This window comes from Veillonella sp. LMAG:90 (genome assembly GCF_008679445.1).
GTDB lineage: Bacteria > Bacillota > Negativicutes > Veillonellales > Veillonellaceae > Veillonella_A.
Genome location: NZ_NAND01000001.1, coordinates 607589 through 632262 on the forward strand (window position 1 = coordinate 607589; position 24674 = coordinate 632262).

The 24674-nt window shown below is 42.1% G+C and carries 24 protein-coding genes, 2 pseudogenes and 1 riboswitch; of the genes and pseudogenes, 22 read left to right on the forward strand and 4 right to left on the reverse strand.

Annotated features, from left to right (window positions below):
* Positions 1–12: 12 nt before the first annotated feature.
* The 18 genes and pseudogenes from CCC71_RS02640 to CCC71_RS02720 all read left to right on the forward strand — a co-directional run bounded on the left by CCC71_RS02640 (position 13) and on the right by CCC71_RS02720 (position 15996).
* Entirely contained in the window at positions 13–1008 is a 996-nt protein-coding gene (locus CCC71_RS02640) for a FecCD family ABC transporter permease (RefSeq protein ID WP_021840784.1), read from the forward strand.
* A complete protein-coding gene (locus tag CCC71_RS02645) occupies positions 1008–2015 on the forward strand; it encodes a FecCD family ABC transporter permease (RefSeq protein WP_021840783.1) in 1008 nt (335 codons plus the stop codon). Before CCC71_RS02640 ends, CCC71_RS02645 begins: the two co-directional genes overlap by 1 nt.
* 3 nt (positions 2016–2018) lie before the next feature.
* Complete coding sequence (locus CCC71_RS02650; protein WP_296332814.1) at positions 2019–2828, forward strand: ABC transporter ATP-binding protein; 810 nt, start codon at positions 2019–2021, stop codon at positions 2826–2828.
* Positions 2825–4054 (forward strand): ABC transporter substrate-binding protein, encoded by a 1230-nt coding sequence (locus tag CCC71_RS02655; RefSeq protein ID WP_021840781.1) that lies wholly within the window; start codon positions 2825–2827, stop codon positions 4052–4054. Before CCC71_RS02650 ends, CCC71_RS02655 begins: the two co-directional genes overlap by 4 nt.
* A 150-nt stretch (positions 4055–4204) precedes the next feature.
* Positions 4205–4783, forward strand: coding sequence for an LptM family lipoprotein (locus tag CCC71_RS02660; protein WP_021840780.1), 579 nt, complete (start codon positions 4205–4207; stop codon positions 4781–4783).
* Positions 4784–4981: 198 nt separating this feature from the next.
* Positions 4982–5077, forward strand: a complete 96-nt coding sequence (locus tag CCC71_RS10835; protein WP_363315342.1) for a putative holin-like toxin — start codon at positions 4982–4984, stop codon at positions 5075–5077.
* Positions 5078–5363: 286 nt separating this feature from the next.
* Positions 5364–6468: pseudogene (locus tag CCC71_RS02665) on the forward strand (IS30 family transposase).
* A gap of 253 nt (positions 6469–6721) precedes the next feature.
* Complete coding sequence (locus tag CCC71_RS02670; RefSeq protein WP_295225541.1) at positions 6722–7156, forward strand: MarR family winged helix-turn-helix transcriptional regulator; 435 nt, start codon at positions 6722–6724, stop codon at positions 7154–7156.
* On the forward strand, positions 7140–7979 hold the full coding sequence (locus CCC71_RS02675; RefSeq protein WP_021842358.1) for a pirin family protein: 840 nt from the start codon (positions 7140–7142) through the stop codon (positions 7977–7979). Before CCC71_RS02670 ends, CCC71_RS02675 begins: the two co-directional genes overlap by 17 nt.
* A 164-nt stretch (positions 7980–8143) precedes the next feature.
* On the forward strand, positions 8144–8353 hold the full coding sequence (locus CCC71_RS02680; RefSeq protein ID WP_021842359.1) for a (4Fe-4S)-binding protein: 210 nt from the start codon (positions 8144–8146) through the stop codon (positions 8351–8353).
* Positions 8354–8431: 78 nt separating this feature from the next.
* The gene (locus tag CCC71_RS02685; protein WP_021842360.1) at positions 8432–8707 is read left to right on the forward strand and encodes a GNAT family N-acetyltransferase; all 276 of its coding nucleotides are present in this window, start codon (positions 8432–8434) and stop codon (positions 8705–8707) included.
* A gap of 119 nt (positions 8708–8826) precedes the next feature.
* A riboswitch (TPP riboswitch) is annotated at positions 8827–8928 on the forward strand.
* Positions 8929–9051: 123 nt separating this feature from the next.
* Positions 9052–10407 (forward strand): phosphomethylpyrimidine synthase ThiC, encoded by a 1356-nt coding sequence (gene thiC, locus CCC71_RS02690; RefSeq protein ID WP_021842361.1) that lies wholly within the window; start codon positions 9052–9054, stop codon positions 10405–10407.
* A gap of 352 nt (positions 10408–10759) precedes the next feature.
* Positions 10760–12295 (forward strand): glutamine-hydrolyzing GMP synthase, encoded by a 1536-nt coding sequence (gene guaA / locus CCC71_RS02695; RefSeq protein ID WP_021842362.1) that lies wholly within the window; start codon positions 10760–10762, stop codon positions 12293–12295.
* Between the two features lie 255 nt (positions 12296–12550).
* Entirely contained in the window at positions 12551–12880 is a 330-nt protein-coding gene (locus tag CCC71_RS02700; protein WP_156705390.1) for a TIGR04076 family protein, read from the forward strand.
* A gap of 75 nt (positions 12881–12955) precedes the next feature.
* Positions 12956–13933: an NAD(P)H-dependent flavin oxidoreductase gene (locus tag CCC71_RS02705; RefSeq protein ID WP_156705388.1), complete on the forward strand. Its 978-nt coding sequence runs from the start codon at positions 12956–12958 to the stop codon at positions 13931–13933.
* Between the two features lie 203 nt (positions 13934–14136).
* The gene (locus CCC71_RS02710) at positions 14137–14697 is read left to right on the forward strand and encodes an RNA 2'-phosphotransferase (RefSeq protein WP_156705386.1); all 561 of its coding nucleotides are present in this window, start codon (positions 14137–14139) and stop codon (positions 14695–14697) included.
* Positions 14698–14731: 34 nt separating this feature from the next.
* Complete coding sequence (locus tag CCC71_RS02715; RefSeq protein WP_156705384.1) at positions 14732–15235, forward strand: 2-thiouracil desulfurase family protein; 504 nt, start codon at positions 14732–14734, stop codon at positions 15233–15235.
* A 44-nt stretch (positions 15236–15279) separates the two neighbouring features.
* A complete protein-coding gene (locus CCC71_RS02720; RefSeq protein WP_156705382.1) occupies positions 15280–15996 on the forward strand; it encodes a DNA alkylation repair protein in 717 nt (238 codons plus the stop codon).
* A 231-nt stretch (positions 15997–16227) separates the two neighbouring features.
* Here the strand turns inward: CCC71_RS02720 and CCC71_RS02725 are convergent, their stop codons facing one another.
* From CCC71_RS02725 to CCC71_RS02735, 4 genes and pseudogenes are all read right to left on the reverse strand, one after another.
* Complete coding sequence (locus tag CCC71_RS02725; RefSeq protein ID WP_296332823.1) at positions 16228–17100, reverse strand: IS3 family transposase; 873 nt, start codon at positions 17098–17100, stop codon at positions 16228–16230.
* A 26-nt stretch (positions 17101–17126) separates the two neighbouring features.
* Positions 17127–17447, reverse strand: coding sequence for a helix-turn-helix domain-containing protein (locus tag CCC71_RS02730; RefSeq protein ID WP_295243787.1), 321 nt, complete (start codon positions 17445–17447; stop codon positions 17127–17129).
* A gap of 51 nt (positions 17448–17498) precedes the next feature.
* Positions 17499–17690 (reverse strand): annotated as a pseudogene (locus CCC71_RS10840) (transposase); the annotation flags it as partial.
* Between the two features lie 270 nt (positions 17691–17960).
* Complete coding sequence (locus CCC71_RS02735) at positions 17961–19583, reverse strand: L-lactate permease (RefSeq protein WP_021840110.1); 1623 nt, start codon at positions 19581–19583, stop codon at positions 17961–17963.
* An 810-nt stretch (positions 19584–20393) separates the two neighbouring features.
* Between CCC71_RS02735 and dapF the strand changes: the two genes are divergently transcribed.
* The 4 genes from dapF (at position 20394) to tnpA (ending at position 24058) form a co-directional block, all read left to right on the forward strand.
* Positions 20394–21224: a diaminopimelate epimerase gene (gene dapF / locus CCC71_RS02740; RefSeq protein ID WP_021840111.1), complete on the forward strand. Its 831-nt coding sequence runs from the start codon at positions 20394–20396 to the stop codon at positions 21222–21224.
* A 28-nt stretch (positions 21225–21252) separates the two neighbouring features.
* A complete protein-coding gene (gene ptsP, locus CCC71_RS02745) occupies positions 21253–22986 on the forward strand; it encodes a phosphoenolpyruvate--protein phosphotransferase (protein WP_295269085.1) in 1734 nt (577 codons plus the stop codon).
* Between the two features lie 99 nt (positions 22987–23085).
* Entirely contained in the window at positions 23086–23346 is a 261-nt protein-coding gene (locus tag CCC71_RS02750; RefSeq protein ID WP_021840113.1) for an HPr family phosphocarrier protein, read from the forward strand.
* Positions 23347–23593: 247 nt separating this feature from the next.
* The gene (tnpA, locus tag CCC71_RS02755; RefSeq protein ID WP_296333595.1) at positions 23594–24058 is read left to right on the forward strand and encodes an IS200/IS605 family transposase; all 465 of its coding nucleotides are present in this window, start codon (positions 23594–23596) and stop codon (positions 24056–24058) included.
* Positions 24059–24674 lie beyond the last annotated feature (616 nt).

The following is a 24674-nucleotide window of genomic DNA, read 5'->3' on the forward strand; positions in this document are numbered from 1 at the left end:
TCGAGGTAATACATGAATTGGAATCGAAGACCCTGGCTATTGGGCCTCTTATTGCTAATCGGACTCCTGCTGTTGGCGAGTTATTCGCTCACCGTGGGAGCACGCCATATTCCCTTGCCGACGATATGGAAGGCGCTGGTAAACTATGACCCTTCGCAGGTAGACGAGTTATTGGTGCAAACGTTGCGCGTACCGCGACTCCTGTTGGCCGTGGCCTGTGGTATCAGTTTTGGCGTAGCCGGGGCTTTGATGCAGGGGATAACGAATAATCCCATGGCCAGTCCGTCCATAATGGGGGTTAACTCCGGGGCTGCCTTAGGGTTGGCGGTGGCTATGATTTTCTTACCGGATAGCAGCTTAAATGTGGCCGTATTATTTGCCTTTGGCGGGGCCGCGTTGGCGACGGTTATCATTATGGCGTTGGCCAATCGCAACGGTAGTCGTATGTCACCGGTTTTTCTCGCCTTAGCGGGAACGGCGGTGAGTGCCGTATTATTAGCCATAACTCAGGCGCTGGTCGTCTTTTTTGATGTGGCGCAGGACTTGAGCTATTGGACGGCCGGCGGCATCAGCGGCGTGCGCATGCCGCAAGTTCTCTTGTTATGGCCGTGGACATTGGTGGGGATAATCATGGCGATTGGTTTGTCTAAATCGGTAACTCTTTTGAGTTTCGGCGAGGAGATGGCCATCGGCCTGGGCGGTCATATGGGCCGTATTCGGTTCTTGGCGGGTCTGGCCGTATTGATTCTTTGCGGTTCCGCCGTAGCTATTGCGGGGCCTATCGGCTTCGTCGGCCTTGTGACACCACATATGGCTCGCCAATTGGTCGGTATCGATTACCGCAAGGTAATTCCTATTACAGCTTTATTGGGAGCCATCTTACTGGTTGGTGCCGATTTGGTAGCGCGCAGTGTGGCCGCTCCCTTTGAAATACCGTTAGGTGCCATTACAGCGCTTATCGGCGTACCGTTCTTCCTTTATTTAGCGAATCGAAAGGGGGCCCGGTAATGACACTTCGTCAAAAACAGTTCGCAGTATATAGCACCGTATTTCTGGCGCTCTTATTGCTGTTCTTCTTTCTCCATGTGAGTACCGGCTTTACCTATTATTCGCACAGCCATTTATTGGCTATTTTATTAGGGGGCGGCACGGCGGAAGAAAATACCGTAGTCTTCGACTTTCGCTTGGTACGGGCGGTACTGGCCGTGTTAATCGGCATGGGCTTGGCCTTATCGGGCGCTGTATTTCAGCAGCTCACCCGTAATGAATTGGCCGGTCCGGGCCTTTTGGGCGTCAATGCCGGTGCCGGTCTGGGCGTTATGATTTTAATCTTTCTGACACCCGTGGATCAGGGCCTTCCCATTTGGTCGCTGCCTATTGTAGCGGTTGTGGGAGCGCTCATCGCGGCGGGGAGTATTTTTGCGCTGGCTATGCGTAAAAATGAAGCGGGCGGTACCTATGCGTTGGTACTCAGCGGCATTACCTTGACGGCCGGTATTCATGCCTTGCAGACTCTTTTAATAGTTCTTTTATCGCCTGAAAAGTTTAATCAGGTCAACACCTGGATTATCGGGAATATTGCAGGCAACACCTGGGCTCATGTGTTAATTTTGGGTGCGGTGGTTATCGTATTGGCACTCATACTGTATGCCAATCGGACGACCCTCAATATTCTTACGCTTCGCGATGAAACGGCTATCGGTCTTGGCGTATCGCTTAAGCGCAGTCGTCTGGGCTTCTTAATTTTGGCTGTTATTTTGGCCGCCACCTGCGTGGCCATCGGCGGCAGCATCGGCTTTATCGGGCTCGTGGCACCACATATTGCCAGACGCTTAATAGGAGCCGATTGCACCTATGTATTACCGCTTACGGCGTTAATCGGAGGGTGGCTTTTGGTAACGGCCGACTGGGTTGGTCGCGTTATTATCGCACCGGACGAAATGCTGGTGGGCATTGTGGTAGCCCTCATCGGGGCACCGTATTTTCTATTTATTTTGGCACGGAAACGGGGGTAAGTCATGGATCATTCTAACAAAACAGACATTCGGATAGAAGGCTTGCGTACAGGTTATGATAAAACGGTCATTATCGATAACTTGAATCTTACCATTCCACGTGGCAAAGTAACGGCCTTAATCGGCTCCAACGGTTGCGGCAAGTCGACACTTCTGAAAACGATTTGTCGTATTATTACCCCTATGAGCGGCACGGTGTATTTAGACGGTCAGGATATTCATAAAGAAAACACGAAAGTGTTGGCTAAAAAAAATGCTATTTTGCCGCAACATCCGACGGCACCGGAAGGGCTTACCATTCGTGAACTTATCGCTTATGGACGAGCGCCGTATAAGAACGGTGTTTTCACCCGTATGAAGCGGGAGGACCGTGATATTATCAACTGGGCTCTTAAAGTTACGCATCTGGAAGATTTGGCGGACAGACCGATTCATCGCCTGTCCGGCGGTCAACGGCAACGGGCCTGGATTGCCATGGCCATCGCGCAGGATACGGAAATCCTCTTCTTAGATGAGCCGACCAGCTTTCTAGATATTGCCCATCAATTGGAAGTGTTGCAATTAGTGGCTGAGCTTAATAAGACGTATGGCAAAACCATTATCATGGTGCTTCATGAACTGAATCAGGCAGCTCGCTTTGCGGATCATATTATTGCCATGAAAGACGGAGCGGTTCGGTTTGAAGGCTCGCCGGAAACAGTGTTTACGGCTGAAATGTTGGCCGATGTGTTCGGCATAACCGCCATGATTATGAAGGACCCGCTTACGCGCTTGCCGTTTTGCATTCCCCAAAACGTGGGAGGCTCTTTATGAGAAGTCTAAAAGCCGGAGGAAAGGCTGTGGTAAAAACTGCAGTAAAACCTGTAGTAGAATCTGCAGTAAAAGCTGTAGTAAAACCTGTGGTAGAAATTGCAGTAAAAGCTGTGGTAAAAGCTATGACGCTAAGAAAAACGGCGATGACACTGGCTTTTTTACCTATATTGCTTGTGGCCGGATGCAGTTTTGAGGATATGAATTGGTCCATCAAACCGAGTTTGACGGCGGTAACGGCGAAGGCGAAGCCTTTATTCGACCCGAATGAGCTTAGAAGTGATGCACCGGCGGCGATTGATGCGGAACTGGCGAAGCGAAAAGTGCAAGTTCAAAAGAAAGCGGACGCTCTTTTCACAGAACAGGACGGACAGCTCATCTTAAAACACAAATACGGTACCACCGTAATCCCTAAAGAGGCCAAACGGGTTGTGGTTATTCGCTTAGAAGATCCTATGGCGGCCTTGGGGGCGCCTATGGTGGGGGCATACAACCCGCCGACTTTTTACCTTCATGATGAATTGACGGCTGAGGGTGTGGAACCTATCAGCATTAATGAAAACATTAAGGCCATCAACATGGAACAGGTGCAGGCCTTGAAGCCGGATTTGATTCTGTTGCGCGATTCTTTTGACCGCAATACCTATGTGGCACTCAGTAAAATTGCGCCTGTAGCGGCATTAAGACTGCAAGATACGGAGGTTACGTTGCTTGCGCTGGGTCGTATTCTTCAGCGTGAAAAACAGGCGGAAGACCGTTTGCAGCTCTATTATGACCGTGTTAAGGAAGCGCGCATGGAAATCAAGGCTCATATCGGGAATGCACCGGTAGCCTTGCTGCGCGTTATGCGCAAAGAAGTGCGCCTTTATCCGTATTCGACGAACGATATTAATCGCTTCATGTATGAACTCTTGAATTTGCGACCAGACCCGATGTCGGTGGCGCAGGATTCGGGGGATACGAATGTGGTGTCGCTCGAAATGCTGCCGGAGCTTAAGGCGGAGTATTTAATTGTAGCCAGCGGCTATGGTCCAAGCAGCAGCGGTAATGCGGGAGCTGCTCAAAAATATTATGAAGAGCTGCAAGCCGACCCTTTGTGGCAGACCATTCCGGCCGTCAAAGACGGTCATATTCTCAACGTCAACCCCGTACTTTGGAATGCCCACGGCATTATTGCCAAAGAACGGGCCATTGAAGATTTGCGGCGCTATCTGACGACGGTGAAGTAAAATTTAATTTCACGGAACGTTATTTTATGAATTGTCAATGAGTCATTTTTAATATAAAATATAATCATGATTAGACCTTTTTGACATTCAATCTTAGGGACGATTGATACAGAAATGAATTGTTTAGGGATAATGTATTAGAGGTGACTTATGAAACGAATAATAGCTTTTCTTATGATGATTCTTTCAGTGGTAATCATCGCCGGTTGCGGCACGGAGACGGCATCGCCTAATGCAACGCATAAGAGTATTTTCACGGATCCGGAAATTATTACAAAAGCCATGGCTGAGCTTCGTGAAATGCCGGAGTTAAAGGGCAAAGATTTGAAGCTGTTTCAAGATGTGACTGTATCGGACATTGATGGTGAAGGCAATGTCATTGACCTTGATGTGCTAAAGCCGGATACGACCGACAAGGTTGACCATTATACCTATATTGATGGCAAGTGGACTGGTCCGGAACCGGTGCAGCTCACCGGTGACGGCAATATGGACGATAATATCATGCCTATTAACAGCATAGATTTTTCAAAAGTCACACAGATCTACAAGATTGCTGATGAAAAGGCCAAGGCGATTGAACAGGGGCAAGTTAATAAGAGCGTAATCTATGAATTCGATGTGGATGCGCATATGTATCGGGCTCATATTCATATTGAGGGAGCTCGTGAAAAATACACCGGCATCTTTGATGCCAATGGTAACCTGCTCATGATGCGAAAAGACTGATTTGAAAGTTAAAATAGGACGTAAAACCAAAGACCGGTTCAAAGGGTCCTATAGGCCTAAAACTGCAATAGTTGGACATGAATATAAAAAGGTACATAAAATATGCAGCATAAATTATGCATATTTTATGTACCTTTTGTTTTTGATTAGTGCTATACTATATTTCGAGAGTTATTAACGTGAGTTAGGTTCATCGCCATGAAAGGCGGTGATACTAAGACTGTATATGAAGCCTTATCTTTAATGATAGCTTTTGCTACACTTGTGGTATTAATTATTTCTTTTAAAAGATAAGAAATAAACCTAACGTAAAAGAAGTATTAGAGGTACTTCACACGTTAGGTTTATCATTTACTCCGTTTAGATGAGCCTAACGCCGACACACGTTAATAACTCTCTTTGTGTCTTAAGTATAACACAAGTGTGTTGTAAAGGCAAAAAAAGTGGGCATAAAAGATAAAAAAGTGTTGGTTAATTGTAAACTGAAATTGAACATATAAAAAATCCATAGTGAATACCGATTTGTGTTATGATTAAGATCTCTAATCTAAAATCTTTTACACGAGGTATCGATATCACTATGGACTCTATTAATCATAACACATCATTACGTACAAACAAACACTTATCTTACGAAGAACGCTTTTTTATTGAAAAGCAATTACAAGTAGGTGTATCAAAAACAGCGATTGCTAATGCATTAGGCCGTTCTCGTACAACGATTCAAAGCGAAATACAGCGCGGTTCTGTAGAACAAATTAAAGCCGGCAAACGAGTTTTAATGTACTTGGCAGATTATGGACAACTTAACTATGAGAAAACCCGTCAAGGCTCCTTCAACACTCGTAAATCCGGTATCATTTCACCGTTTCTTACGTGGGTAGAAGAGCAGGTATTAGTCCATAAATGGTCACTTGATGCTGCCGTAGGCTACGCCTTGCGTAAGTGCTTGTTTGTACGTAATGAAATGGTGTCTACCAAAACTTTATATAACTATCTACATGAAGGTCTTCTCCGAATTAAACCCATGGATTTACCGTTAGTATTACGTCGTTCTACGCATAAATCTAATACGCGTAAACACAAGAAAAACCTTGGTAAATCTATTGATCTACGCGATGAGTCTATTCTGACTCGTGAAGAGTTTGGTCATTGGGAACTTGATACTGTCCGTGGCATTAAAGATAAGCATGATGAAGTGATTATTTCCCTATTGGAGCGTAAAACACGTGCATATGTAACGTTGCGTTCTCCATCAGCTAAAGCTGCTGATATTAAAAATACGCTAGAGAGCTGGTTACTAAGCTTCAGTACTCATGACTCACTACAGCAACTCTGCAAGACAATTACAGCCGATAACGGTCTTGAATATGCATCTATTGCTGAGTTAGAAACAGAGTATTTACAAGTGTTTTTTGCTCATCCGTATGCAGCTTGGGAACGTGGTTCTAACGAACGACACAATGGCTTATTGCGCCGTATTATTCCCAAAGGAACTCCCATTCGGGATGTTTCAGAAGCAACACTTCGACGTGCTACCGATTGGTGTAATGCACTACCACGCAAAATTCTAAACTACCGGACACCACAAGAAGTATTCATTGAAGAAGTTAATAAGTTACTGGGTTTTTAAAAGTGTTCAATTTCACATTGCAATTTACTATAAAAAAGTGTTTATAAAATAAGCATGTTTTTGTACAAAATTTTCATAATGTACAGAAATTATAATCACTTGTAACCGGGGTGTTTACAAATCGAAAGTTTTAGATTATAATATAGCTAGTTAGATACATCTAATTAGATATAATTGAAAGATATCTATATAATCTAATGTAATTTATATGTCCACCGCGGCGGAGAAGGAGGGGTTGAATCCCACCGCCCCAAGGGTTGACGAAATAGTATTTTAGTAAAACATCGTATGAAGGGGTTGATGCTTTGAAAAGTTTAGAAATGAGAGCTTTAGTAGGCCTTCACCGAAGTGTCAATATGCTCGATAAACTGACGGCGGACCTGGCGGCTAAGTATGAAGTGACATTTAGCCAGTTCATGGTGCTGGAAGCCTTGTACAGCAAGGGCGATCTTACGGTGGGCGCCGTGCGCGAGCACATTTTGAGCAGCGTCGGCACAATTTCGGTTATTGTTAATAATTTAGTAAAAATGAAGTATATTGAGCGCTTGACGGATAAAAATGACCGCCGCGTATCAATCCTGCATTTGACTGAAGCAGGTCGCAAAATTATCAGTCAATTGGCACCGGAAAACATAACTATGATAAAGGACGTACTTTCCGTGCTTGATGAAAAAGAAAAAGAAAATTTAGTAGCAATTTTAAGAAAAATTGGAGGTAAGACGGATGAAAAGAACCGTTAAAACAACAATAAAAGGCTTTCAGACAATTGACGGAGCCGGTGTAAAATTAGTGCGTGTATTAGGCAACCAGACAATTAAAGAGTTTGATCCGATTTTGATGTTGGACTCTTTTGACAGTGTAAATCCGGCCGACTATACGGCAGGTTTCCCAATGCATCCGCATCGCGGCATTGAAACAATCAGTTATGTATCACGCGGTAAAATGGTGCATAAGGACAGCCTCGGTAATGAAGAAGCCGTTACCGATGGCGAAGTGCAATGGATGAACTCCGGTTCCGGTATTTTGCACGAAGAATTAGTGCCGGCATCCGAACGCTTATTGGGCGTTCAACTTTGGCTCAACTTACCGCAAAAAGATAAGATGAGCAAACCAAGCTATCACGGCATTAAGCGAGCAGATATTGCCGAAATTCCGATTGAAGGAGGCATACTTCGCTTGTTAGCCGGTTCGTACAAAGAGCATCAGGGCTATGTGGGTGAGCATTTACCGCTCAACTACTATGATCTCCAGCTTGAAGCAGGCGCTGAAAATACGTTGACCATGGGCAAAGATGAATCGGTTATGCTCTTCACATTGATTGGCGATATTGAAGTAGACGGCCAACATATTGAAGAAAAAACGGCCGTTAAATTGACTGAAGGTGACAGCGTTACCATTAAAAACGGCGATAAACCGTCACAAGTATTGTACATCGCATCTAAGGCTTTGAATGAACCGGTAGCCTGGGCGGGCCCGATTGTAATGAACACGGAAGATGAAGTTAGACAAGCCTTTGTTGATCTTAGAAATAATACCTTTGTTAAAACAGAATTAGACTATTAAGCGTTAAGGATGAATTACTGAACAAATTCTAATAATTGTCTAGTTATTAGTATGAATTACTGCGTAATTCGCCGGTTTTACAGTATAATAAATAGTAGAGAGTAGTTAAATTTTAACATCCTAAGTGGGAGTTTGGCCGTGTGACAGAATTAGAGGAGGATTGTATGGCTGAAAAAACATATGAAACTGAAAGTTTAGTGATTCATTGGAAGCCTGACTTGTGTCAGCATGCAGCTAAATGTGTAAAAGGGGCACCCGATGTTTTTGATGTGAGTCGCAAACCGTGGATTATGCCGGAAAACGGCACGACCGAAGAGATTAAAGCGGTTATTGATCAGTGTCCGTCCGGTGCACTGACGTATACGGAAAAATAAGGAGCGGTTTAATCAAATTAGCCTTAAAGCTCAGTTGTATTAACCGATTAAAAGCAAGTTAAAATAAGGAGGTTTCAAATGATTAAAATCGTACATGAAGCGGATAAAAACAGAGCCGCTGCCTATGATGGCGACAAAAATATCGGTGAAAGCACCTATTCGCCATCCGATAAATTCTGGATTATCGACCACACTTTGGTTGATGAAAACTACGGCGGTCAAGGCATTGCCGGCCAATTAGTGGCTGAAATTGTAAAACAGGCACGCGAACGGGGCTTGAAAATTATGCCGTTATGCCCGTTTGCCAAAAAGGAATTCGACCGTCGTCCCGAGTACGCCGATATCCGCATGTAATGGCATTGGCATGTAAATCGGAGTGATTAATACATAAAATTGAAGTCGTCTTAGTCGATTACCAATTTTCATAAATGGTTGTTTTTCACAAAGACCTGTACTATAATGTAGGAAATACACAAAAAAGCTAGGGGAGCCTTATGGATGAGAAAAGTGCGTGAACACTTGACCCTTGACCTGATTCGGATAATGCCGACGTAGGAAAGCTGTACAGGACTTTTAAAGCTCATCCGCGTGGATGAGCTTTTTATTTTGGCTTTTTTGCGTATAACCTATTTAGGGAGATCATGTAACGTGACGATTTTCACGGATTCGCGCTTAGGTATAGCGCAGAGGAGGCTAAAATGAATAGTTCGAAATTTACAGTAAACATGCAGGATGTACGCTTGGCAAAAAGTGACGAATACACGACGCAGATGGATGCGGCACGTCGCGGCTTGGTGACACCGCAGCTTAAAACGGTAGCCGAAAAAGAACAGATGCGTTTGGAAGATTTGATGGCCCTCGTGGCATCCGGTCAGGTAGCGATTCCGGCCAATAAAATGCACATTAGTTTATCGCCGGAAGGGGTAGGCAAACGCTGCCGCACTAAAATCAACGTAAACCTTGGTGTTTCGCCGGAACACAATAATTTGGACGAAGAATTGGAAAAAGTGCGCAACGCCATTGCCATGAAGGCAGAAGCTATCATGGACTTGTCGAACTTTGGTAAAACTCAAGAATTCCGTCGCAAGCTTATCGATATGTCCACCGCCATGATTGGCACCGTGCCAATGTATGATGCGGTAGGCATGCTCGACAAAGACCTCAAAGACATCACCGTAGATGAGTTTTTCTCCGTTGTGGAACAGCACGCAAAAGACGGCGTGGACTTCATGACGATTCACTGCGGTATGAATCAGAAGACGGCGCAACGTATCAAAGACAATCCCCGTTTGACCAACATCGTATCCCGTGGCGGCTCCTTACTCTTTGCTTGGATGGAAATGAACAATCAGGAAAATCCGTTTTACGAATACTATGACCGCTTGCTCGAAATTTGTGAAAAATACGACGTAACCTTGAGCCTTGGTGATGCATGTCGTCCGGGCTGCACCCATGATGCGACCGACGCGGCTCAGATTGAAGAACTCATTACTTTGGGCGAGCTTACTAAACGCGCGTGGGCACACAATGTGCAGGTTATGATTGAAGGCCCGGGTCATATGGTGCTCAATGAAATTGCGGCTAATATGACGCTCGAAAAACGTCTTTGCCATAATGCTCCATTCTATGTGCTGGGACCGTTGGTTACAGATATTGCGCCGGGCTATGACCATATTACGAGTGCTATCGGCGGGGCTATTGCCGGTTCGTGCGGTGCCGACTTCCTTTGCTATGTAACGCCGGCTGAACATTTGCGTTTGCCAACCGTTGAAGATGTGAAAGAAGGCATCATCGCTACGCGTATTGCCGCCCATGCAGCGGATTTGGCAAAAGGCATTCCGGGCGCTCAGGCTTGGGACGATGCCATGAGTAAAGCCCGTGCGGAAGTAGATTTTGATACTATGATTTCCTTGGCTATCGATCCTGAAAAAGCTCGTCGTTACTATGAATCCAGTAAACCGGAATGCGAAGGCACTTGCACCATGTGCGGTAAAATGTGCCCGGCTCGTACCATGAAACATATCTTGGCCGGGGAAGACGTGTCGATTCGATAGAGGTTTGTGATATAATCTATATATAAGCAGATAATGAATAAGAGGACGGAACGGGTAGCCGTCGCCGGATAAGGTGCAAGACCTTTGAGTAGGAGATGTGGGAGTGTCGCCCCACCTTAGTTTTAAAATAGAGGTAACTGTAACTGCGGTTATGATTGCCTCTATTTTTGTTTGTCTGTGACGGACGTAATCGGTGAATTTATTTTTTATTAGTTAGGCGAGACCTTGCTTTCTATGGTATAATAGATTGAATAAATACGTAATAGAACTATTTAAATGTAGCTATGAATATGATTTTGAAGTTTTGACAAAAGCGTAAACATAGGCAGTTGTTACATTAATGGAGGGCATAATGAACCAAAAAGAGCTTATTATCGTTGTCGATTTTGGCGGTCAGTACAATCAGTTGATTGCGCGTCGCGTTCGTGAAAACCACGTTTACTGCGAAGTGTATCCATATGATAAAGCGGTTGCCAAAATTAAAGAATTGAACCCAATGGGCGTAATTTTCACAGGCGGCCCTAACAGTGTTTACGAAGAAAAATCGCCTCGCATTGAAGCGGAAGTGTTCGAATTGGGTATTCCGGTACTCGGCCTTTGCTACGGTATGCAGCTCATGGCGCACACTTTGGGCGGCGAAGTTAAATCCGCTGATGCTCGCGAGTTTGGTAAAACCCCGGTGAAAGTAAACACGGCGTCCCCATTGTTCAAAGGTCTCAGCGAAAACGAAACCGTATGGATGAGCCATGTTGACTATGTAGCATCTGTACCGGAAGGTTTTGAAATCGTCGGTCATACGGCTAACTGCCCGGTAGCGGCTATGCAGAACGTGGAACGCAAATTATACGCTATGCAATACCATCCGGAAGTGCTTCACAGTGAACACGGTAAGGAAATGATCCACAACTTCTTATTTGAAGTTTGCGGTTGCCATGGTGAATGGACAATGGCTAACTACGCTAAAACCGCGGTTGAAGACATCCGCAAAACTGTTGGCGACGGCAAAGTGTTATTGGCTTTGTCCGGTGGCGTAGACAGCTCCGTAGCGGCAGCTCTTATCTCTAAAGCTGTAGGCAATCAATTGACTTGTATCTTCGTTGACCATGGTTTGATGCGTAAAAACGAAGGTGACGAAGTAGAAGCAGCTTTCAAAGACTCCGGCATGAACTTCATTCGTGTAGATGCATCCGACCGTTTCTTAGGTCGTTTAGCGGGCGTTGAAGAACCGGAACAAAAACGTAAAATTATTGGTGAAGAATTCATTCGTGTATTTGAAGACGAAGGTCGCAAAATCGGTGCCGTTGACTTCTTGGCACAGGGTACCATCTATCCGGACGTAATTGAATCCGGTGCGGGTGATGCTGCCGTTATCAAGAGTCATCACAACGTAGGCGGTTTACCTGCAGTAGTTGACTTCAAAGGCCTTATTGAACCACTTCGCAATTTGTTTAAAGACGAAGTACGTGAACTCGGTTCCGAACTTGGCTTGGCTGACTATTTAGTATGGCGTCAACCATTCCCGGGCCCAGGTCTTGCGATTCGTGTAATGGGCGAAATCACCCCTGAAAAACTCGATATCCTTCGTGATGCGGATGCGATTTTCCGTGAAGAAATTGCGAACGCAAAACTCGATCGTTCCATCAATCAGTACTTTGCCGTATTGACCGGTACGCGTACTGTTGGCGTTATGGGTGACTTCCGTACTTACGATTACACCTTGGCACTTCGCGGCGTAACCACCACTGACTTCATGACAGCTGACTGGGCACGTATTCCGTACGATGTGTTGGACAAAATCTCTGTACGTATCATCAACGAAGTAAAACATATTAACCGTATCGTGTATGATATTACTTCCAAACCACCGGCTACCATTGAGTGGGAATAATTGAAAAGTCGTTGCGTAACGAATAAATCTATATTATAAATAAAGCTCTTAGCTGTGAGAAGAATCTCAGGGCTAAGGGCTTTTTTATTTGTATCAAATGTAGCAGATGAGAGGAATTAATTTTTTGTAAAATATAATTATAGGCACGAATGTAAATATGTTTTATTGCTGAGCTAATGATATCTCTAGGAAGTAAATCAAAGACTGAGCGACTAAGTAGAGTCGCAGTCCATGAACAGTCTAAGGAGGCTAATTATGCAACATAAATGCAAAATAACAGTATTAGAAACAAGAGTATTTCCGGAACTTCAAGAAAAATATTTGTCCGATCCTAAATCGGGTCCGTGTCCTTGTTTTAGGGCAGGCCAAGAGTTTGTGTTAGATGGGACAGATTTTTGGCGTATGTTGGATGGTAAATTTTGTTCTGAAGCTTGGGATTGTATTAGCCGTTATGTCTATGCGGCTTTACAGGGCGGCTCTATTATGAAAGGCTGGACGAATGACGAGAAAATGATGATTGCTTGTTGTAATGATGGTACTCGTCCGGTTATTTTTAAGATTGAACGAATTGATATAGCTGAATGAGTAAAGTACTAAGAGTAATTCTCGGTTTTATGTAATTTAGGTAAAAACTGTAGTAAATATAGAAAGGTTATGATCATGAAAGATAAAAACAGAATAATTGATATACTTAAAATTAAATATCCTATTGTTCAAGCTGCGATGAACTGGATTACCGATGCAAATATGGTGGCAGCTGTATCAAATGCAGGTGGGATGGGTGTTTTAGGGCCTAATGCAGGTGCTAAATTTGAAGGAAATGAACGAATCAGTACGGAAGAACGATATCGTAATGAGTTCCGAAAAATTAAAGCATTAACTGATAAGCCATTTGGTGTTAACGTTTTCTTGCCGGAAGACGGAAATACGGAAATGGAAGCGTATTCTGAAAAGATTATTGATATTGCCTTTGAAGAAGGGGTCAATATTTTTGTAACTGTTGGGCAAGTTAATAAAAAATTAGTTAAGCAAATGAAAAAGCACAATGGCATTTGGGTTCATCGTGAGCTGACTCCGACTCCGGAAGCGGCCAGACTCGCTGAGAGTGCAGGAGCAGATATAATTATTGCTACCGGCTATGATGAAGGAGGCTGGATTCCTCAAAATAAAATCGGTACGTTTTCGATTGTGCCGACTATCGTAGATTCTGTTCAAATTCCGGTAATGGCAACCGGTGGCATTAATGATATTCGTGGCGTAAGGGCGGCATTTGCACTTGGTGCCGAAGGGGTTTATGTAGGAACTCGCTTTATTTTATCGCATGAATGCCCGGCTTCGGATGTATGCAAACAAGATATCATTCAGACAAAGGCAAAAGATTTGGTTTTTGTTTCCGGAACTCAACGTTCTACACCTCATAAATTTGCTCGAGAATTAGCACGTCTGTATGAAGATGGAATGTCCACAGCTGAACTTGATGAAAAAATTAGCCAAATTGATGGGCTACGCCCGGGAATGCTGGAAGGTAATTTGGAAGAAGGTATTGTTTCTGTGAACACAGTGATTGATTTGATTAAGGACGTAAAAAGTTGCGAAAGTATAGTTAAGGAATTAATAGCAGATTTTATAAGTGAATAAGACGACATCTAAATGATGCGTTCGGATATGTTAAGCCCCTCGGTGTGAACCAAGGGGTTTTTGTTTAATTGACATCTCTTTTAGTAAATGATATGTTTTAAAAAACATATTAGATATTTAGCTGTAAAAAGTTATAGCTTTGTAATTTAAATATACGAGATAATCGACTAAGTAAGACATAATACATGAAGGGAGTGAATGTAATGCCTCATAACCATAATAACCCTCAACCGCTAAACTTAATGCGTGTCAGCAAGCTTATAAGCCTGGTTCTACGGCACAAACCTCAGGAAATTGGTCTTAAGCTTGATGAACACGGTTGGGCAAATGTAGAAGAGTTGCTCACCAAGATCCAGCCGCGTTATGCCATCGATATGGCGATTCTCGAAGAAATTGTGCGGACGAATAATAAGCAACGATTTGCTTTTGATGAAACACATACGAGAATTCGTGCCAACCAAGGCCATACGATTGATGTAGATGTTGAGTTACAGGAGGCAATTCCTCCGGAAATTTTATATCATGGAACCGGTGAAAAATCCGTAGCAGCGATTGATGAAAAAGGTTTGTTGTCGATGAATCGCTTGCATGTGCATTTATCAGGGGATGAAGAGACGGCTACACGAGTAGGTAAAAGGCATGGCAAACCGGTTATATACAAAGTAAAAAGCGGCGAGATGAGCCGTGACGGTTATATTTTTTACTTATCTGTAAATAATGTGTGGCTTACCAAAGAAGTGCCGGTTAAGTATCTGGAACGATAATTTTTTAGAAGGTTCCGATAATTAAGGAGTTATTATGGCTAAACGAATTTTAGTTAGTGCCTGTCTACTTGGTGAAAATTGCAAATATAATGGTGGTAATAACTTCAATCAAGCTCTGGCCGAGTATATTGCTAAGCAAAAGAATCTTGATGCGGACTTTGAAGTAATCACTGTTTGTCCCGAAGTATTGGGTGGTCTTTCGACACCACGTATTCCGGCCGAGATTGTAAACGGTATAGTGACGAATAAGAACGGGGAATCGGTAGATAGGGAATTTCGTCTTGGTGCTGAAAGAGCCCTTGATATAGCTAAAGAAAATAAAGTAACAATCGCCGTTTTACAATCACGCAGCCCATCTTGTGGGCCTAAAGAGATTTATGACGGAACGTTTAGTAAAAAGCTAATCGCGGGAGAAGGTATTTTTGCTAAACGCTTGCGTGAAGCGGGGGTTACGGTAATTGATGTGGAAGATTTGGAGACTCTTTTGAAGAATGAGCATTATAACGGAGAAATTATAAAAGAATATCCGATTCTTTAGGTGCAAGATAAATAGGCCCGATTAAACCTACAGGAGGTGTAGCAATGGCAATAGATATAACGAAGGAACTTTTGGCATTACAGGATTTAGCATATAAAGAATATACGGGTAAGGTAAATCCGGTAGTACCACAGGAGAAGGTAATTGGCATTCGAGTTCCTAAATTACGTCAGTTGGCTAAAAAGCTATTAAAAGAAGCAAAAACGGATGATACTCAGATTAGAATCTTCATGGCTAGGCTCCCTCATAAATATTTTGAAGAAAACTTATTGCATGCCATTTTACTTTCCGAAATACAGGATTTTGATCAATTAATTGAAGATGTGGAACGTTTCTTACCATATGTAGAAGATTGGGGAACCTGTGATACGATTTCACCTAAAATCTCTGCTCAACATACAAAAGAATTGGAACCGTTAGCCTTTAAATGGCTGAAAGATTCACATCCGTATACGATTCGCTTTGGGATTTGTGTCTTCATGTCCTATTTCTTGGGTGATTTGTTTAAAACTAAGCAGGCTGATGCAATCGCGTCAATTCGTAGCGATGAGTATTACGTAAATATGATGACAGCTTGGTATTTTGCTACAGCTCTGGCGTTCAATTATGATGAGGTAGTGCCGTATTTAGAGACACAGCATTTAGATGATTGGACTCATAATAAGGCTATTCAAAAAGCGGTGGAAAGCCGCCGGATTACACCGGAACAAAAAGCATATTTAAAATCGTTACGTATTCCGGCTAAGAAAAGCGTAGACTAGCAATAATTTTAAAAAGGCGATGAGACCAGTAAATAACTGGATTCATCGCCTTTTTTACCAACACGTTTTGTCCTATAACTCCTATAACTCTCCTATACACCCTAAGCCTATAACTCACCTATGAGAAACAAAAAGCCCTCGAGTTGTATCTTGAACTGCTACCCGTCAAGTAGACACTCGAAAAAATAAAATTAGTTTTGTTTCTGCCACCGATTTCCGGTGGCAGTTTTTTCATGCTACAAACCAATATCTAGCATGTTTTTCCATAGGTGTTAAAACACCAAGCTTTCTTTGTAGTCGTTTTGTATTGTAATATTCAATATAATTTTCTATCATTTTAACTAAAGACTCTTTATCTGTGAAGCGATGCCCATAGTACCGTTCGCGTTTTAAGATACCCCAAAAGCCTTCCATAGGACCATTATCAATACATTTTCCTACTCTAGACATACTATGTATCATTCCTGCTGCTATTAACTTTGTATGGAATGTTCGACTAGTGTATTGGTATCCTCTGTCACTATGAAGTAGTGGATGTGCATCTGGATTAGAAGCTACTGCCTTGGTAAAAGTATCAAATACCAATATATTGTCATTTCTGTCTCGAATTGCAAATGAAACAATTCTGCGGTCATATAAATCAAGAATTGCACTGAGATATACTTTATGCACTTCAGAGCCCAAGTAATATTTAAACTCGGTCACATCTGTAAGCCACTTTTCATTAGGAGCCGTAGCAGTAAAGTCTCTGTCAAGAAGGTTTTCTGCTACATATTGTGGTCTTGACGCATGTCGAGTGCATCCCTTATTGTAATATTTAATAGTAGATTTAATGTTTTGTATTCGGCAAATTCGCAGTACTCGCTTATCATTGACGTGTATGTCATAGTAGCGATCCAGGTCATCTCGAATTCTGCGGTATCCTTTATCCGGGCTTTCTGAGTGAATGGTTTCTATCTTTTCCGCAATCATTATGTTTTCGTGTTCTTTAAAAGATGGTTGTCTATGAAGCCATTTGTAATAAGCTGCTCTTGTTACGTTACTTAATTTACATAAAGCTGAAATAGCATAGTGATGCTCTGCGTGCTCTTCTTTTATTGCCAAGTAAATATGAAGATATTTTACTTGGCTTAGCCCCGCCTCCTCTCTATTTCGTCTAATTTTTTTAAGAAAGATGCCTCCATTTCAGCCTTCATTCGGCGAGCATGTTCTATCTTAAGTTCGGCGCGTAATCGTTCTACCTCAGTAAGAGTATCCGGTGCTTTTCTTTTCCCGCGGTTATCTCGTAATGCGTCTAGCCCACTAGATTCATACTTTACTGTATAATTACGGGCTTGCTGGTATGAAACATTGTATTTATTTGCTGTTTCTGCGTAATTGTGGTTATGAGCTATGCAATACTGTACTATTTCAACACGCTCATCGAATGTTGTTTTTCGGCCTTTAGTCATGGTAGAAAATCCTCCTATTCCGGATGCTTTCAATTCTTCATGATTATTATACCGCTTAATCCAATCTCGTAGTTGTGTTTTTGTCCGTAATCCAAATCTTTGGCTTATAGAGTTCAAAGAGCCTTCTCCGTTTAGATAAGCTAATACTGCTTCTATTTTCTCTTTAGAAGAATAATGCTTATTTTTTACATGGGTAAATGCATCTGGTCCATTGCCTTTATAACTGACAATCCAATCTCTAATAGCAGTTCAATCAATTCTTAACCGCTCAGCAGCTGTTAACATAGATTCTTTTCCTTCAAGGATATTTTCTACGGTCTTTATTTTTTCTTCTGCACAAATTTTCTGTCTAGGCATAAAAAATACTCCCTTTCAAGTAACACAAGATTTTATTATTTCTTGTGTCTACCTAAAAGGGAGCATATCATCTCAAGAGAGACGACTCGAGGGCTAATTTTTTAACCTAAACCGCAAGTTTTACACTTAGGCGGGTTATATCCATTCAGTTGTAAATTACAACAAGAAAGACTGAATGTGTTCAATGAAGTTATGACCGAAGTAGGAGATAACGCCATTGGCCACGATGAAGATGATGAAGTATTTTAATACGGACACCATAATAACGTTGGCTTTAATGCTATCACGTAACTGAGTTGCTTTAGCAGCGTCAACTTTGTTGCTTTCGATATAAGCATCTAATGCAGGAGCAACGGCGCCGATAGCGATGGCGATACTCTGAGGGGAGAACATTTTACCAATACCGGCTGCACCGGAGTTAATAGCAGCCAACCAGAGTGGTAAGTCTTTGTATTCAGGAGCCAAGTCATGAGCAGCTGCCAACTGCAATGGCCCAAAGAGTACGTTCGCATTTGTACCGGAACCGGTCAAGAAGGCACCAAGCGCACCAACGAGTGGAGCAAAGGCCGGATACAAGGAACCGGTAGCAGCTACTAAAGCTTTTGCAATATCGGTAGTCATACCGGAGTAAGTCATCAATTTAGCAGTAACTACTACGGAGATAATGGTTAAGTACGTGAATTTCAAGTTAGCAAATGTTTTGCTCAATACGCCAAACATTTCACCAAAGCTGGATTTCTGAACAGAACCGCCGATGAAAGCTGCGATGAAAATCATGATACCAGGGGTTGCAACCCACATGAAGGTGTAAGGTTTAGCGCCAGGACCTTGGTAAATCGGTACAGCCGTTTTAATCGTGGAAAGCGGACCGTTAATAGCCGGTACCAATTTGGAAGTTAAAATCAAGAGAATTACGATTAAGATGAATGGTAAAGCCGCAACGAAGCCGTCTTTTGCGCTTACAGATGTTGTTGCTGTAGATTCAACTTTGTATTCAGGGTCATTAGTAGGTAAGTATTTAGCACCTAAGATAATAACGCCCATGATGATAACGGAAGAAACCATTACAGATAATTCAGGGCCGGCTGCTGCATTGATTAATAACTCAGGCACAGCTAAAGCCAAACCGGATAATAAGGTAATGGTGAAAACGCCTTTTAACGCTTTGAAACCGCCACCGATGATACCAACAACGAAGAATGGAGCAATTACGTTAAGAATAAATAATTGCGAGGAAATGAAGGTACCGAGATGAACCGGATCAAGGTTGGTTAAGGATGCCAACGTCGTTGTCGGAATCGCGATGGAACCGAAAGTTGTCGGTACGGAGTTAGCTACGAGACAAGCTAAGATGGATTTGAGCGGGTCAAAGCCTACAGCTACCATCATAGCCGCCGGAATCGCTACGGCAGTACCGAAGCCGGCCATACCTTCCATGAATGCGCCGAAGCCCCAAGCCAATAATAAGGCGAGGATACGGGTATCGGAAGTAACAGAGGATAACATCAATTTAATGGTTTCCATAGCTTTCGTATGAACCACTAAGTTGTAAGTGAAAATAGCAGCGGTAATAACGAGTAAAATAGGCCATACCGCAAGAGCAACACCTTCTAAGGCGCCGGAGAACATAACGCCTGCACCTTTTTCAAAGTAAGTGATAGCAAGAATAAAAGAGCCGATAGCGGCGATACCGCAGGCTTTCCAAGCCGGCATTTTAAGAATGGCTAATGCGACGATTAACCATAAGATTGGCAGTAATGCTAAAAATGTTGTCAACATTGGTGCAATCATCCTTTCACGCTTAAACGCAGAGGGTAACTTACTTAAAGTAACAAGTTATACTAAGCATTTTATTAAGATTAGCGTCTATATAAGGCCTTACGTGTATATTATGAAATAAATTCCTAAAAGGCTTATATCTACAAATTAAAATAATAACGTATGATAAAAAAATTACTTAGTATTGAAAACCTATCTTTTAAAGAATTGTGTCGTACAAAAACAATATAGTTAAAAACTTATACAGTTTGCATACATTCGGTTAAAACAAAACGTTAGACTGTTGGGGGACCTCCTTTTTACAAAATGATAAGAGTATAAACAATGGCAAGGCACCTTGTAATATAGGTATCATATTACATAATAGTTGGGGACTAATCTAGGTGATTTCCTTGTGATTGTGTACACTCTATAGAAAAGTTTGTCAGATTAGGATAATGTCAGTATAGCATAGAAATCAAAGAATTGGAATACTGCACTATTCAGATTAGTTATAATGTATGCATGATAATACCAAATGGGCATTGAAAATAGACTTTTTACAATTTCTGATTTCTGACATAAGACTTTCTAATATGATTTATTGTGAATCAATGTGATTTTTATTGATTGATTATGAGCGTTTTATATGATTATCATGCTTCAAAGTGTGATATAATATAACTCAAATAAGAGATTTTCGGTAACAGGCAATTTTAGAAGAGATTTAAGAATATTTTTAACCGGATACTATAAAGTAGTTATGTAAAATATAATATTATAGTAAAAATATAGTAAAGCATAAAAATTGCAGAAAATAGGAGATATATTATGAGAGTTACAAAAATGCATGGCCTTGGCAATGATTTCGTGATTATTACGGAGCTTGCCGGTGGCAATAAAGATTATAGCGAGCTGGCTAAGCGTCTTTGCCATCGTCAAACAGGCATCGGTGCAGACGGTTTGATGGTGGTAGTGTCTTCGGATATTGCCGATATACGCATGCGCATTATTAATGCCGACGGCAGTGAAGCAGAAATGTGCGGTAACGGAATTCGTTGTTATGCTAAGTATGCGTATGAACACGGCATTATGACAAAAGAAACGTTTACCATTGAAACGTTGGCGGGCATCATGAAACCGACATTACATATCAAAAACGGCAAGGTTGAACAGGTAACCGTTGATATGGGCAAACCAAGTTTTGCCGCCAAAGATATTCCTATGGATACCGATTTGCCGGAAGTTATGAATTTCCCGATTACGGTGGATGGCGTGGAATATAAAGTGAGCTCTGTGCTTATGGGCGTACCTCATACGGAAGTATTTGTAGAGGATGTAACGAAGGTGCCTCTTTTGACATTAGGTCCTAAGATTGAGAAACATCCGTTATTTCCGCAAGGCACGAATGTTAACTTTGTTGAAGTAGTGGATGATACTCATATTAAAGTGCGCACCTGGGAACGCGGTGCGGGCGCAACCCTTGCTTGCGGCACCGGTTGTTGCGGTAGTGTGGTTATGGCACATCAGAATGGTTTTACCGGTCGCGAAGTCGACGTGGCAGTATATTTAGGGACATTGCATATTCGGTATGCTGATGACGGTACCGTATTCATGACGGGGCCGGCGACCGAAGTGTTTGAAACCGACATTGAACTTTAAAGTGTAAGAAAGATTGCGGAGGAACGATATGGAGCAGGTAACACTCAAAGGGATTTCCGGAGCACGCGGTGTTGGCACCGGTACAGTGTATGTGTATAAGCAAGAAGCCATTGTAATTGAAAAACGTGTGATTACTGCAGCCGAAGTGGAGGCTGAAATCAGCGCCTTGGAATCGGCTATTCAGTTGACAATTGAACAGTTGAAAGCCATTGAAGAGCATGCCCGAGCTACAATGGGGAAGGATGAAGCCGCCATTTTTGAAGCGCATGGTTTAATCGTGCAAGATCCGACCCTCAGTGACAGCATTAAAGGGCAGATTAAAGATGGCTTGCAATCGGCCGCAGCTGCTGCCGAACAGACAATCAATACCTTTGCGGATATGTTCCTGGCCATGGAAGATCCATACATGCGTGAACGCGGTGCCGATATTAAGGATATTGGCGATCGGTTAATGCGTAATTTACTTGGCATGAGCCCGCGTGGCTTAGCTCATTTGACCGGTGAAGTGATTCTGGTGGCCGAAGATTTAACACCATCCGATACGGCGGCGTTGGATAAAAATATCGTTAAAGGTTTGGTGACGGCCAGTGGTGGCCCGACCAGTCATGCCGCTATTATGGCACGTACGTTGGAAATCCCGGCCGTTATGGGCTTAGGGGACATTTCTGTTTTTGAAAACGGTGAAAAAGCGGTTGTTAAAGGCACGGAAGGTGAAGTGTTGCTCCACGTGAGTGATGCCGATTTTGAAACATACACCGCCGAAGCTAAGGCATATCGTGAGCATCTCCAAGTATTAAAAGAGTCGGCTACCTTACCGGCCGTAACCAAAGACGGCAAAGAAATTTTGCTCTTCGGCAATGTAGGCAAGGCGGAAGATGCATCCCATGCCTGCCATTTAGGTGCTGAAGGCATCGGTTTATTCCGCACCGAATTCTTATATATGAAAAACGATGAACTGCCATCTGAAGAGATGCAGTTTGAAGCGTATAAAAAAGCGGTTGAACGCCTTGGTGGGCGTCCGGTTATTATTCGTACTATGGATATCGGCGGTGACAAGGAACTTAAATGCTTACAGTTGCCGAAAGAAATGAATCCATTCCTCGGCTATCGTGCCATTCGTATCAGTTTAGATCGGACGGATATTTTTAAAACACAATTGCGCGCAATTTTGCGTGCCAGTGCGTTTGGCGATGCTCAGATTATGTATCCGATGATTGCCTCGGTAGAAGAAATTAAAGCCGCTAATGCGGTTGTGGAAACGGCTAAAGAAGAACTGCGAGCTGAAGGTATCGCCTTTAATGAAGATATTCAAATCGGTATTATGGTTGAAATCCCGGCGGTGGCTGCAGCGGCCGAATTATTCACGCCGCATGTGGATTTTTTCAGTATCGGCACCAATGATTTATGCCAGTACACCTTAGCGGTGGATCGTATGAATGAAAATATCGGTCACTTATATCAGCCGTTGCATCCGGCCGTATTGCGCCTCATTAAACATACGATCGAAGCCAGTCATGAGGCGAAACAGATTACCGGTATGTGTGGTGAAATGGCCGGTGATCCGGTGGCGACTATGATTCTTTTGGGACTTGGCCTCGATGAATTCAGTATGAGTGCCTCGGCGATTCCGGTAGTTAAGAACATTGTTCGTTCCGTAACTGTTGAAGAATGTAAAGCCGTTGCAGAAAAAGCACTGACTATGAGTACCGCTTCCGAAATTGTGGCTTACGCCAAATCGATTTTGGCTGAAAAAGGCTTATAAAAATAAAAACATTGCTATAATGGCAAAATTTATATTAAGATATAAGGGAAGAAACCTATTACTGTCCCTTGTTGATTTTACTGAAGGAAGGTATCCGATATGACTGAAAAAGTAGTAGTTATTACCAATGAATCCGGTTTACATGCGCGCCCTGCCACGCTTTTTACGCAACTGGCCGCTAAATTTTCTTCGAAGATTACGATTTCTTCCGGTGAAAAACAAGCTGATGCTAAATCTATTTTGACTGTATTAACTTTGGGCGCTACTAAAGGTTCTGAAGTAGTGTTAAAAGCTGATGGTCCTGATGAAGCTGAAGCTGTTGAAAAATTAGCTGAGTTCTTAACTTCTCATAACGACTAATTTTATATTTCAAATATAAAAATTTTTGCAAAAATCAGAAAAAATTTTAATAATTATATATTGTTAATTAGTAAGACGCTGTTATAAAACAGCGTCTTTTTTTGTTGTACGCCGAATAGGCATGACAAAACCCCCAGTTAAACTGGGGGTTGGTAAAAAATTCTTATAGAAAAGGAAAGAACCTCCTAATGATACAATGAAGTTGGTCTGGCAACCACAACATTTCAACTTAGGAGGTTCAATGTCAATGAATGACGTAAAAAGCTTATCACATAGTAAATGGAGATGTAAATACCATATTGTCTTTGCACCTAAGTATAGACGACAAGTTATATATGGGCGAATAAAAGTTGATATAGGGAAAATATTAAGAGATTTATGTACAAGAAAGAATGTGGAGATTATAGAGGCGGAGTGCTGCCCCGATCATATACATATGCTCGTTACTATACCTCCACATTTAAGTGTATCAAGTTTTATGGGGTATTTAAAGAGTAAAAGTAGCCTCATGATATTCGATAAACATGCTAATTTAAAATATAAGTATGGGAATCGACATTTTTGGTGTAGAGGATATTATGTGGATACGGTAGGCAGATACGAAGGAGCGATAAAGGAGTATATTCGCAATCAATTACAAGAAGATATAGCTCAAGATACGTTAAATTTAAAAGAATATATGGACCCGTTCACGGGTGAGCAGGTAAAGTAGGCAAAAATAAAAGCCCCCGAGTAGGGGGCAGCCAGTGGTAATAGAGTGGTTGTCAGATTACTCAAAGCCCTCTTTAGAGGGCAACCACTAGAGAAAGACCCTTATAGGGTCAGAGCAAACCACCCGTTCTACGGGTGGTTATGATTTGTTTTGAATTATGCTATATATAAAAACTTCGATTTATGAATTTTAACTGATATTATATCGATTATAAAACTAATAGTTGCTAAAAATGAATTGATTATGAAAATGTGATGTCGACACGGATAGTGATAATTATAAAAATTCTCAAAAGTGAGTATAAAAATACATAAAACTTTATATTCAATAGATTATGGTAGTGTGAAAACGGGGTTGTTTATCGATAAATATGTACTTGAGAAGTAATATTTGATGGCTGAGGTTTAGTATGACAAGACATCACAATAATTATATAATATTAAAGTTTAATTTATAAGGGTTTTATGGATTTAAGATGAAAAATGAATTTTTATCTCAAGAATATACATCGTTCTAATTGATAAAATATTGACTGTCTCTTTGTAGAAGACTGATAAAAATTTATGTAATGTGTAATTTTGAATATAAAAATAAAATATATCATTAATAAATTGCC